General features: G+C 32.3%; 13 protein-coding genes. 3 read left to right on the top strand and 10 right to left on the bottom strand.

All coding sequences use genetic code 11. The annotated features are described in order from the left end of the window. Positions 1-15: 15 nt before the first annotated feature. The 10 genes from AC4BC3_RS02680 to AC4BC3_RS02635 form a co-directional block, all read right to left on the bottom strand. Positions 16-627, bottom strand: a complete 612-nt coding sequence (locus AC4BC3_RS02680) for a Phi-29-like late activator (RefSeq protein WP_490466909.1) — start codon at positions 625-627, stop codon at positions 16-18. Positions 628-645: 18 nt separating this feature from the next. After that, a complete protein-coding gene (locus AC4BC3_RS02675) occupies positions 646-1929 on the bottom strand; it encodes a replication initiation factor domain-containing protein (protein WP_490466908.1) in 1284 nt (427 codons plus the stop codon). Between the two features lie 291 nt (positions 1930-2220). Then, positions 2221-2631 (bottom strand): P-loop NTPase family protein, encoded by a 411-nt coding sequence (locus AC4BC3_RS02670; protein ID WP_490466907.1) that lies wholly within the window; start codon positions 2629-2631, stop codon positions 2221-2223. Between the two features lie 18 nt (positions 2632-2649). Next, positions 2650-4167 carry a cell division protein FtsK gene (locus tag AC4BC3_RS02665; RefSeq protein WP_490466906.1) on the bottom strand — a complete coding sequence of 506 codons (1518 nt, stop codon included), beginning with the start codon at positions 4165-4167 and terminating at the stop codon, positions 2650-2652. Between the two features lie 146 nt (positions 4168-4313). Further along, the gene (locus tag AC4BC3_RS02660) at positions 4314-4862 is read right to left on the bottom strand and encodes an antirestriction protein ArdA (RefSeq protein ID WP_490466905.1); all 549 of its coding nucleotides are present in this window, start codon (positions 4860-4862) and stop codon (positions 4314-4316) included. Positions 4863-4916: 54 nt separating this feature from the next. Beyond that, positions 4917-5627 carry a class A sortase gene (locus AC4BC3_RS02655; protein ID WP_490466904.1) on the bottom strand — a complete coding sequence of 237 codons (711 nt, stop codon included), beginning with the start codon at positions 5625-5627 and terminating at the stop codon, positions 4917-4919. Between the two features lie 68 nt (positions 5628-5695). Beyond that, positions 5696-8158: a hypothetical protein gene (locus AC4BC3_RS02650; RefSeq protein WP_490466903.1), complete on the bottom strand. Its 2463-nt coding sequence runs from the start codon at positions 8156-8158 to the stop codon at positions 5696-5698. A gap of 217 nt (positions 8159-8375) precedes the next feature. Then, entirely contained in the window at positions 8376-8546 is a 171-nt protein-coding gene (locus tag AC4BC3_RS02645; RefSeq protein ID WP_490466902.1) for a hypothetical protein, read from the bottom strand. Between the two features lie 166 nt (positions 8547-8712). Then, the gene (locus AC4BC3_RS02640) at positions 8713-9102 is read right to left on the bottom strand and encodes a DUF961 family protein (protein WP_490466901.1); all 390 of its coding nucleotides are present in this window, start codon (positions 9100-9102) and stop codon (positions 8713-8715) included. Next, on the bottom strand, positions 9102-9428 hold the full coding sequence (locus AC4BC3_RS02635; protein WP_490466900.1) for a hypothetical protein: 327 nt from the start codon (positions 9426-9428) through the stop codon (positions 9102-9104). The genes AC4BC3_RS02640 and AC4BC3_RS02635 overlap by 1 nt, the downstream gene beginning before the upstream one ends. Positions 9429-10409: 981 nt before the next feature. Here AC4BC3_RS02635 and AC4BC3_RS02630 point away from each other — a divergent pair. The 3 genes from AC4BC3_RS02630 (at position 10410) to AC4BC3_RS02620 (ending at position 12242) form a co-directional block, all read left to right on the top strand. Continuing rightward, positions 10410-10931, top strand: coding sequence for a helix-turn-helix domain-containing protein (locus tag AC4BC3_RS02630; RefSeq protein ID WP_490466899.1), 522 nt, complete (start codon positions 10410-10412; stop codon positions 10929-10931). 282 nt (positions 10932-11213) lie between these two features. Continuing rightward, the gene (locus AC4BC3_RS02625) at positions 11214-11597 is read left to right on the top strand and encodes a helix-turn-helix domain-containing protein (protein ID WP_490466898.1); all 384 of its coding nucleotides are present in this window, start codon (positions 11214-11216) and stop codon (positions 11595-11597) included. 15 nt (positions 11598-11612) lie between these two features. Next, positions 11613-12242: an ImmA/IrrE family metallo-endopeptidase gene (locus AC4BC3_RS02620; RefSeq protein ID WP_490466897.1), complete on the top strand. Its 630-nt coding sequence runs from the start codon at positions 11613-11615 to the stop codon at positions 12240-12242. The last annotated feature ends 152 nt before the right edge of the window (positions 12243-12394 follow it).

Here is a 12394-nt window from a genome sequence, read left to right as displayed (position 1 = left end):
TTCTTACTCAGATACTTATTTCTCCAACAATTTTCCTTTTTGAATTTCCCACTCAAACCATTCTGAAAAATCTTGTTTGAAACCATCTACACTATATTTTTCTTGCAAACGTGCTTCCTCTGCATTTGACGGATCAAGATAAGTGGGCATATCTTTAGGACGTGCATAAACACCAATCCATGTTACATAGTCACCTTCAAAATAGCCATCAATAATAAACCCTTTTTTAGTTAGAATATCTCGGACTTTTTGTTGCAACTCACTTGCATTGTTGGGAACAAAATATTTATATTCTTCGGTAAAATACATAAACTCTTTTACCGTAGCTTGAAACTTATATTCTATTCTGTAGTAATCTTCCCAAATTACTTTATCCGAAACCAACATTTCTTCACTATAAATCGAAAACAAATGTCTAATACGTTTAATTTCTTTTTGCAGTATCTCAATTTGCATAGCATATTTTTCAAAATTCTTTTTTAAAAATAAAAGATCAAGTTCACCAGAATTATCTAAAGACTTGATTCTATCCATTATTTTTAATAAATCTATTACTGCTTGATCTAAACGTTTAGTAAGGTTTGAAGCTTCTTTAGTAATTCTTACAATAAATTCTCTTTCTGCCATAACATTTACCACCTTTTATCAGAATGGATATTCTTCTTCTAACTCAAATTCTTGTCGCATATAATCATGTACTTCATTGTTGCTGTCTGTAGTAAGCAATAAATCTTTTGCACCAACACAAACCTGTTCGATCAGTTCCTCATGTTTTTCTTTCAATTCCGCAAAATCAATTCTTTCCATCAATTCATTTGTCCCTAAATAATTATCAATCAACTTAATCATTTTCAATGAAGGCGCAAGGTAATTTGATAACCAACGAAGAGTTTTCTCAATTGAAGGTTTCTCCCCTTGAACCGAAAGTTTTAAACCTTCCAATTTGTCGATAACGTTATACCATTCTTGACAGTAAACCTTCATGTCATCTTCGATTTCATAGACTGTTAAAGACGCATTGACGATTTCTTTTACTAACCAATCAAGACTTTCACCACTTGAAAGAAAATATTCGACAAACAAAAAAGCTTTCTCATCAGAAAGCCTAATTTCATAACGATTTTTAATTCTGTAACGTTCACGAGATTCTTCAACTGATATAGATTCTTTTCGAGCTAGTTCAAAATCCTTTTGATAAAAGTTGAAATAGAGTGGTGATTGACGGCTACCAAAGTAAAGTGAAAGACCTTTATTAACCATCTTTCCACCCTCATAAGCAAACCCACCGTTAAAATCAAAATTTTTAAATGTCGTACTGACTAAACCTTTTTCCATTTTTTCTTTCAACAGATACAAGTCAAAATTCTTTTGTCCGTCAACAATTAGCTCATCTAACGCAATATCAATACGAGTAATTTTTGTATCAACAACAATATTTTTACCAAAAATATCATCATCATAAAGTGACCGAAAAAATTCAGTCCAACTGCGATTATTATCTTCCTCAAAAATTTCTTCTAATTGACGACAACCTTCACCAGACAAATCCAACATAATTCCCATATTCGTATTTTCTGGATTTCTAAACAAACGAATTGATCCATACGAAAATGTTTCTGTATAGTGATAAAAGCCTCTTGGCTCATGTGTAAACCACTGCATATCCATGTGAAGTAATTTTTCGATTATCGTTTGAACATCTAAGGTTTTAAAACGAACTCTTAAAAAGTCAATTTTTGCTTCTACAGAAGCAATTCCACCAGATAAATGAAGCTCTTTAATAATTTTCTTTTCAAGTTCTTTTGAAATTGTACGTTTACCAGATTCAATTTTTGAAATCAGGCTTCGCTCAATTTCCAGCTTATCTGCTAATTCTTTCTGTTTTAAACCTAATTCTTTTCTATATCGCTTTAAATCAACACCTCTCACAATTAAAAACCTACTTTCAAAAAATGTGACAAGAATACTCAAAAAATGTGACAAAAATTGAATCGCTGTATCCCTTGCGGGACAAGGGAAGTAACTAACTTTTTTCAATGGGTTTGTCAATTCTACCCCCATGTTATAAAACGGGGGTTCATTTCGTGAGGTGGGCATACGCCCACCTCACGTCTGTCTATTTCAAAAAGATTTTCGTTGCTAAAAGTGGGACTGTGGCTCTCGCTTCGCTACGCCACTGTCCCACTTATCATTAGCAACAATCTTTAGAATAAACAGCCGTTATACTCCTATATCGAGTTTCTTCTCTAAAATGTTTAATCTTCTCCTTAAATCTGCATTCTCTATGCTAATTTCTCTACTCAATTTGAGTAAGGATTTCACACTTTCTTTCATTTCATTAAATTCTTGCTTGTCTAAAAAGAATTCTTTATTTTCTTCTGATAAAAAAACCTGTAACATGGCTTCTTTTAAAGGCACATCATTTTTTCTTAAACGAACTAGTTCTTGAAAATCTTCAATATCTTTAAATGAAAAAACTTTATAACTATAAGTATGCCCTGAAACGTTTTTTGCATATCTACGTTCAAATTTTTTATCAGTTATTTTTTCTATCTTATTCGCCCAATTTTTTAATGTTTTCAATGCAATTGCATTGTCTAATTCGATTAAAACTTGATCAAACGAATACATTTAATAATCTCCTTTCAATTAAATATCAAATTTTTCACTTAGCTGATCTAATTCTATTTGTTGTGATTCAAATTCTGGGTCAGCTTCTGCGAGTGCTTCTTTTTCTTTCTCTAAATGTTCAGAAATTTTATTTGATAATTCTACTTTTAATTCATTTGAAACCGATCCACAGCCTAATTTTTTACCTATATTGATAAACTCATCAATAAAATTAAAACTATCAGGTACTAGTGGACTAAAAAATTCTCGAGCAATCTCTCCTCCACGAGCAAGATAACCACGACCATATACATTTAATCCATTGATTTTCTCAACAAATTTAAACTTTTTATTTTTATTTTCATCACCAAAAATCATAAATAAACCAGTTTCTGACAAACGTCCAACACTCATACGAAACATAAAGTTATCACGTAAAGCCGTTTTAATAAATTCCCCATCGGGACGTTGCATAGCGACTATCAGAAAGATTCCGCATTGACGACCTTTTAGAACTAATTGGGACAAATACTCATCAAATTCGCCCTCTGTTCCATAGTCACTTGCTAGCTCTGCTTTAAAAGCAGCCAGTTCATCAATGATAATAAACTTTGGTTTCAAACCATAGAAAGCATAATTCTTTCCCATTGTGTACTTAGGACTATTATTCATCATTTCAAAACGACTGTTCATTAACTCAACACCGTTTTTCAAACAAGACACAATATTTTCTTTACCAGTATGGACTTTTCCCGAAAATAAAGGAAGTTTACCTAACGCCATCAAATCGCTATTCTTTGGATCACAAATTTCAATATCTGCCACACCACAAAGCGCATAAATTAGCGATAGTAAAGTGAACGTCTTTCCTCCACCAGTTCCGCCTCCTAACAATAAATGCGGGTCTTTATCGAAATGCCAATACAAGCCTTTCATCAACTGAACTTTTCCTTTATCAGCTTTCATATCTGTAATCGAGATACGTTTATCGTAGACATCAACAACTAGTTCATAAATAATGAAACCTTTTTCGTCAACTGTAGCAATATTATCTGCATGAAAAGCTGTTTCTAAAAAACCACCAATTGATTCAAATTTTTCTTGAAATCTATTTCCAGAAGTTTCAAACGAAACGAAGATACTCTCTTTTGACGATTTGTAATGGACTTTCGGAAATTTGATTTTTTCCTTCATCTTGCCATCATTTGTTTTAACTTGTTTTTTTGTATAGTAATTGTTATCAATCAACATACGAGCTAACACTTGTCGCTGTTCCACCCTCGAAAAATACCCAGATCGAATAATTGAAGATTTTATCAGTAAGTTCATTAACAATAGTGACCCAACCAAACCACCTAAAATGACTAGCACTGGTATCACATAAACTTGCCACTCCTTCACATTTTCTGTCACTAAAGGATAGATTTGTTCATATGCAACAAAGTAACCCAAAACTGCTACTACAGGAGCAATCAACAACATTCTATATAGATTTAACAAATTTCTACTCGAATAACGAATACGCCGACCACGATATCTAAATAATTTTTTTATCATTTACTTAAACCTCACACATAAAGTTCAAGCATTGAATAATAGATTTTAATAAGATCATTCTCTCACTCCTCACAAAAAAGTGATAAGTTCCTAAAGTCACTTTTCGCTTTGTTTTAAATTAAATTTTACAATTTTTCTAATTTTCACTACATCAAATGAGCTCCATTCAATTCTATACATAACCCATCTATGAAATAGTAATAATTCCCATCAAATCCCCAATCACTGCATTCTTCAGCAAATCCTTGGTAATCAAAATACCTATCTAAAAACGTAGTGAATCCAGAACTAGTTACATTATTAAAATATTTTTTTAATAAATATTTTCCTAAGCTCGTGTAATTATTTACTCCTTCTATTTGTTGAAAACACTTGCCTCCAGATAGTAAAACATCAAATAGAAACTCATCTCCTCGCCCTCCTATTAATTCATCTAAATTATCAGAAATCCATTTAGGCAAATTTTTTAATACATCCGCAAAATAATTTAAGTCGTTCAATGAATTCCTCGAAGTGATTTTAAAAGGAGCTTCATATATTAAAATAAGACATTCTTCTTGAAAATCTCCTTTATGAATATTAAGTTCTCTAAAAATTTTTTCTTTAGAAACAGGTAACTCAAACCATTTTGAAATTCGGTTTCCTTTTCTGTATTCTTTTTCATTTGCCAAATAAAGTCTCACACTTATATTCAATTAACTTCCTCCCAACAAGTCCCTTACTATCACTTAGTAACAGAACAATACTCTTTATTCTACAAGTTCTCCTTGCACCACTACTCTATTAGTCGTGTCATAAATATTTTCACATGTAATTAATGTAACGACTGCCTCATCCTGATCTTCTAGACATGACGTATCTTTATAATTCACAATTTCTACAGACGTTGTTCGATAATGAAATGTTTTCCCAGATTCATTATTTTTCAAATAAATATCATCACCTTCTTTTACCTTATGAAGTGAAGTAAACATCATTCCTTCTTGACCCATGTTATGACTAGCTAATGCATAGTTTCCTTTACCCATTACTGAATCAGGAAAAATTGTCGTTGCTGCGTACAACATTCTTTCGTATGTTGTACCTTCTAAAATATTGAGATCAAGGTTAATTGAAGGAATTTCAACAGTTCCAACATACATTGCATTTAGATCATCTACGTGTGCTTGCGCTTCTTCAATTTCTTCTAACGTTGGGCGATTCATCGCTTCGTAATCAGCAAAGCCATTCTCGTCTAACTCACTGACATCATTCGCTAATTGAATACGCTCATCTGTATTCATACCTTTTCTTGTTTTTAGTACTTCTACTGCTTCACTAGATACTGTTTCTTCTGTTACTTGAACGTTGTTAGAATCTGTTAGTGTTTGATAACCTAAAAAACTACTTACTGCAAAAATACTAATCAAAGCAATAAGTGTTAAAACTTTTCCCTTTTTTGTTTTTAAAAATTTTTTCATATATTCTCCTTAAAAATAGAAGAAGAAGGAATAATTGCTCCTTCTTCTTCCTGTTTTATTTCATTGCTTTATTTCTTGAAGAATTTAGCAAAACCAAATAATGAAACGGTTGTTCCGGCAATAGCTCCTAATGCTTTCGCAACACCTTTAGAATCTGATTCTTCTTGTACTCCGGTTTTAGGTAAGGTTGAAGGCAAGACTTTTGCTCCTGTATCTTCTTCAACAGGTTCTTTTGGTGCTTCAGAAGGCGTCGTTTCAGGTTCTTTAGGCGTTTCTGGATCAGTTGGCGTTACTGGTTTTTCGTCTTCCGGAACTAAACGATCCACTTCGTTTGTATCTTTGTCATTATCGCCAATTGTTTCAGTTGCAACGTTTGGTACAATCGCATAGCCATCTTCTTGTTCAAGTAATGAGTAGTCTAAATCTTTGCTTAATGTTCCGCTAAATGTTAAACGATAGTGTTTGCCTGCTAATAGTGAACTTTTTTCTTTTGATAACGTCCACTTGATTTGTCCTGTTTTACTGTCTGCAGTTAATGACCCTTCAGACGTAATATCTGTCCATTTCGCATCTTTCACATCGACTGTTTCTTTGCTAGTAGACGTGTCTTTATCTTTATCAGAATCAACCTCTTCATCTAATACTTTGATTGCTGAAATCAACGCATCAATATCTGTTTGTAGAACTTTATCTGATACATCTTCTTTCGCTAAATCTTCTTTTGCTGTGTCTGTGAACTCTTGTAGTGTCGCAATTGCAGTTTCATCATAGCTCTTTGAATCAGCAAGATATTCTTCTGCTTTAACGATCCATTTGTTCAACGTAACTTTCAAATCTTCATCTTCTACATCAGTAGTTGAATTATCTACATTGCTGTTGCTTTCAGACACGTTGTCATCAGTCATTTCTACTTTGACGGAATCAGAATCAATATCAACATAATCTGAAACATTATCTGTTAATGAAAACTCTTTTCCAGCGATTGAATACGGTGCTTGATTACGAATAGAATAGCTTACGCTATCACCTTTTTTTCCTTGTAACGCATCAGTTGTTTCTTCACCATTTTCGTCAACATTATATTTTTGTGGATCAGAATCATAATCCTTTACAACTGTGTCAGTTGGTGGTGTTGTTTTTTCTTCACCATCAATGATCGCCTTTGCCTCATTCGGGAAATGATACAATCCGTCTTCACCTAGATATTCCGATAAATCAGCTCCAGCTCGAACTTCCGTATCAAATTCGAAAGAGTACGTATGTGCGTAGAAATCTGGATTACTCAATGCTTCTTCAGTCGCTACCATACGAATATTATTGCCTTCAGACATATCTTTAAACCAACTTGAACGGTCTGTTCCTGTTTCATCAGAAGTTCTAACATCAGACGTACGTTTTAGCGCTGGAATAATCGTATCTAACAATTCATATGATTTATGGTGGAATTTTTCTAGTTCACCGGGAATAATTTGATAAATCGTATAAGTGAATCCTTCTTTCATTTCGTTTAACGTATTATTGATTACATCTAACTCATCAGAATCGGATACTACTTTCGTTGGCGCAGGTACTTCTGACTGCGCAGGTTTCACTGCCGTATTTCCTTGCCATGCGTACTCCCAGTCGTTTTCGTCCGTCCATTCCTTTGCAGGATCAGCATTCGTGCTGAATGTATAACTAAAATCAGATACATCTCGGAATAACACCGTAAACATGGCCCATGGATCCAAATCGTCACTACCTTCATTGTTCACTTCAGCGAATTTTTTTGAGCCATCTTCTAATGTTTTCGTTTGTAACCAACTATCTGAAGAAACTAAAATACCATCGGATTTATCGACCATTCCCTTGTTGATTGTGACGGACTGTAGCCAGTCGATATCTGACCATGTGTAATAACCAGTTAATGGAATTTGTTCATTTGTACCAGCTTTTAAGAATTCCACATCAAACGTAATATCAACCATGCGATTGATCCATGAACCGATTTGATCTTGTACATTCATCGCTAAAGTACCAATCTGACCTTGTTTATAACCAGTAAAGTCTTTTACAGTCATTTTCATATCAACATCTTGTCCGTTTGCCGAAACATGGTGATAAATGACACCTGTTTCACCTTTGACAATGTCTTTCTCATTGATATGAATTCCTCTTGAACTTAACGAACCATCAGGTTGTCGTAAGCCATCTTCCCATCCTTCACCAATTGTTTCAACGGTTGTTTTTCCTTCAATGAATCCAGCCGAGAAATCATAATCAGAAGAAATGATTGTTTTATCATCTACAATTGTTGATTCTGGATCATCGAGTACAGAAATATAATCACTTGAAGCAAACGAACTGATTGCTTTTTTTGCATCTGATTTTCCTAGTGCTTTTTCATATTTTGTTGGACTTTCTACTTTTTGCTCATTGCCTTTTTCTGCAAGTACAATGGTACTTGTTGTCGCAACACCTGCCACAGTCGCACCCAACATCATTGTAGCCATCAATCTTTTTTTCATTACATTTTTACTCGTATTCTTCACTTCTTTTCCTCTTTTCATCTGTTTTTTTTGCACAAAAAAAAGACACGAAGAAATTCATGTCTTAGTTTTGCTTGAATCTGATATTCAATTCGACACGTGGATCACCACGAATCTTAACTTTACAATCCAAATTACTCTCACCTCTTTATTTTGTGTTTTACAAGTTTTCAAAAATTATTCTTCTCAAATTTAACAATGTTTTCTTCTAAAACTATTACTAAACTTTTTCAAGATACGTAACAATACGTCCTTCTTGTTGAACATAAATCTTGCGTAAACGAGTAAAGTTTTTAATACTCCCTAGCAGTTTTCTTTTGTCAGACTCTGTACTAATAAACACATCCATATAATCAGTTAAATTGATTTTTTTAACATGTCTATGTGACATAACCCTGAGAATTTCCTCCTCCATCATGACCTCCTATTTTTTATTACTAATGTCTATCAATAAGACTTACTGACACAAATCAATAATAAAAAAGGACACTCATAAGAATGTCCTTTTACTTGCTGTTAACGGAGCAACCGTTCGTCCTAATATAATGTTACCTTAACTATTTTTCCTTAGTTGGTTGAACTGGTGTAGGTGAAACTCCTGCTTTTTTTACACCACTTGCCCGAATTTTAAAAGCTTGTTCTGATTGTACAGAATTGTTGTAACCTTCGTATGTGCTTAACCACGCACGAGCAGTGACATTGCCTGTCAATTCAATTTCATCATCATAATCAATACCTTTTACGTTGTAATCTGGAGCAATAGCAATCTCTACTTGATCGTTTAACTTTTCAGAGTAAATAGTTACACGTTGCTCACGTACAATTTCAGTTACACGATTATCTGCATCACGTTCAAAAATTTGTTCAACTTCTAAAAAATTCATTTTTCCAAAAGTCTTTTTAACATCAATATCTTCAATTGTATTATCTTTGAAATTCAATCCCATTATTTACTTCCTCCTGCAACTTCCAATCTTTTCGCATAGACTACCAAATCTAACGAGCGACTATTCCCAATATTGTTACGTTTTGCACTAATACGAACAACTGGATCAACCAAACTTACCTCTTCTCGACCATCAAAGAACTGTGAATTTCTTAAACCGGGAACAAAAATTTCAAAATCACGTTGTTGCGCACTAGAAGCCGAAAACACCCGACCTCGAATTGGGCTCCCATTTACATACATATCTCGTTCTGCACGAAATACTGCTTTAATTTTATTGCCTAATTGCTTTTCATTCAAAGCTACTTCTTGAATACGATTTGCCAAAATAATTCCTTCTTTCAATGTTTTTATTGATAGTAGTTCCTGTTTTTACCACTATATTTTTATTTTTTACAAACAAAAAACACAACCAGAAAACTAGCTGTGTTTATATATTTATTATTAAATTAAGTTTACTATTCCTTTCAGAAAAAATATTTTCCAACAAATGAAAAATAGAAACCTAATACATTTTATGATTCTTTTTCGTGGTAGTAGAATGTTTGTTTGATACAGCCTAAAAGTTCGCCTAAGCTATGAAATAGACTTATATCCATTCATTTCATAGAATCAATTCTTCAACGGCTAGTGAAATTTATTCACATCACGGCACATTAGATAGACCTACCACATACGCTAAACAACACTCCTCCTTTTGCTAAGCCAAAATCAAGTCTTTCCTTTCAACTTGGTTCGAGCAACTATTTCCAACGTGTCATCACGACATGGTTATAAGAAATAATTTGACTATTTAAAATAAACACCCATCATATATCAAGCGGAAATTACTCCAATGTTTTCAACGCCCTACCACATTTTGTAGTCAAAACAGAAAACCTAGTCCTTAATATAAGCCAGAAACCTTTTATCCCAAATTAGTCATTAGCATGGCTCTATTTACAGATTCCATTGCCAGCTTGTATCTCATTCATGGGCTGACATACCTCACCCCAAAAAGACTTATAACCTTGAATGAAAATTCATCCTTGTATTATTTCGTCAAATCGCTTAGAATGAAATTGTCTAGATTTATTCTGAGCGTTTGCGAAACAGAAATTCATTTTCTTCTCGCGAATGCTTTTTTGTTTATTTGAATTTAAAAGGCTTTCTTGCCTTATAAAAGTATTCTATCTCTGATAAAATACTTTTATAAAGTAGAAACAATGGTAAACCATCAACTTGATATAATCATTATATTTCACTATTTTTCACTTGTCAATTAAAAAATATAAAAAAGTGAAATATGTGAAAGCGGAGGTTTTTTTTATGTATTATAACTTTGTTGATTTTCCAGAAAATTTACGAAGAATTAGAAAAGATAGAAAGTTAACTCAAGATCAGTTAGCAAAAAAACTTGAAATATCTAAACGAACTATTATTAACTACGAAAATGGAGCAACTTTTCCTGACGAGCGAATTTTGCAAGAGTTATCAGAAACACTGAATGTTCCTCTTGAATCATTACTACTAAAAACAGAATATGTTGATATTCAAGAAAAATTGAAACAAATTAAAAAAGTAGAACTTTACGAAGAAGCAAATATTCTCAATATCTTAGATTCTGAAAGACGACTTTTACAATATATTAAACAAAAAACTGAGTTTAATCGGCAAATCATGAATGCTCCTGAAAAAGTGCAAATTGAAATAGCCTCTACCTTACTAAAGGGTACTCTGGATCGTCCAATAAATGAACAGATCAATTTAATAAATCTTGAATTTGATATGAACATAAATACTGCCATAAAAGAATTAGAACAAGAATATCAAAAAGATAATTCTTTATAAATTTCCAACCCTGTCATATCTTTATTGAAAAGTTCATTTTTGTTTTAATTCGTCAAATCACGCTCAAATGAAATTGTCTAGATTTTATTTGAGCGTTTGCGAAAAAGAAATTCATTTTCTTCTCGTGAATGCTTTTTTGTTTATTCTTGCCAAAATGTTAAACTTTTTGTTTAACTTATCCTCATGATACAGTTGCATAATAAAATAGTCAACACTTTTTGTTTAACTTTTACCATTTTATTTTCAAAGCGTTTATAATTAAGCGTAAGGGGGAGAACTTTATTGGAAACACTAGCTGAAAGACTAAAGTTATTACGTGAAGAAAAAGAATGGACTAAAACATATGTAGCCAAAAAATTGAATTTGAATAATTTAGGAACATATGCAAATTGGGAATATGGCACTAGAGAACCTGATTCTGAAATGATTACTAAAATTGCTAGTTTGTATAATGTATCTACAGACTATTTATTAGGTAGAACTAACAATAGAAACGATCCACAAGATCAAAGCAATATAGGACAAAGTATTATTTCTCATTTCAGGTTAAATACTGCTGATATGGATATTAAAGATATAGAACAACTTGAAGAAGAATTAAATGATTACATGGAATTTCTTATAAAAAAAGCGAAAGAAAAAAAAGATCGCAAAAAGAACAATTGATAGGTGGTTGTTGCATTGGATTTTATTTATGAAGATATATATTTTGAAGCGTCTGATTTAGCAAATGAACTAGCATCGAAAGCCAGTAAATACTATTCAAAGGATATAAATACAATTAAATGCTTTGATATAGAAAATTATGTAACTGAAACAAATGATATCGAAATTATTCAGTATGACTTTAAAGAACAGTTATGCAATAAAATGTTAGGTTCAACTTCTAAAATATTTGATGAGGTCTTAATTACCATAAATAAAAATTTATTCCCCGAAAGAAAAAATTTTACAACAATGCACGAAATTGTTCACTTTTATAAAGATATTCCTTTTGCAGAAGAGGGTCACACATTTTCAGACATGATTTCAGAAAATGGCTATTTTCCAGAAGATTTACCCAAAGAATATAGAGCAAACATAGGAGCAAGTATTCTAATGGCAAATGATTATGCGTTAGAATACGCCCTACACAAATTTTCTACTTTTGAAGAAGTTGCTAATTACTTTTTTATGAGTAAATCCGCCTTACATAATAGAATTAAAGAATATTTAATTTTCGAGAAACATCTAACACCAAACTTTGCTCAGAAATTCTCAAATAACTTTAGGTATGGGAATAGAAAAAAACTTCTTACGGTTTTCAAGTAAAAAACCATGATCTATTATTTTCTAGATTCTTTCCATTCAAATATATATCAAACATCGGAGCAACTATTAAAATGGGAAATAATTAAGTATATATAGAAACAACAAAAATTTTTAATGTTTTTCTATAAATAAAAACAAGTGCCTAAGATTAA

The organism is Enterococcus sp. AAFC-DPL-6103, assembly GCF_058216595.1.
This window is presented reverse-complemented; position numbering and strand designations above follow the sequence as displayed.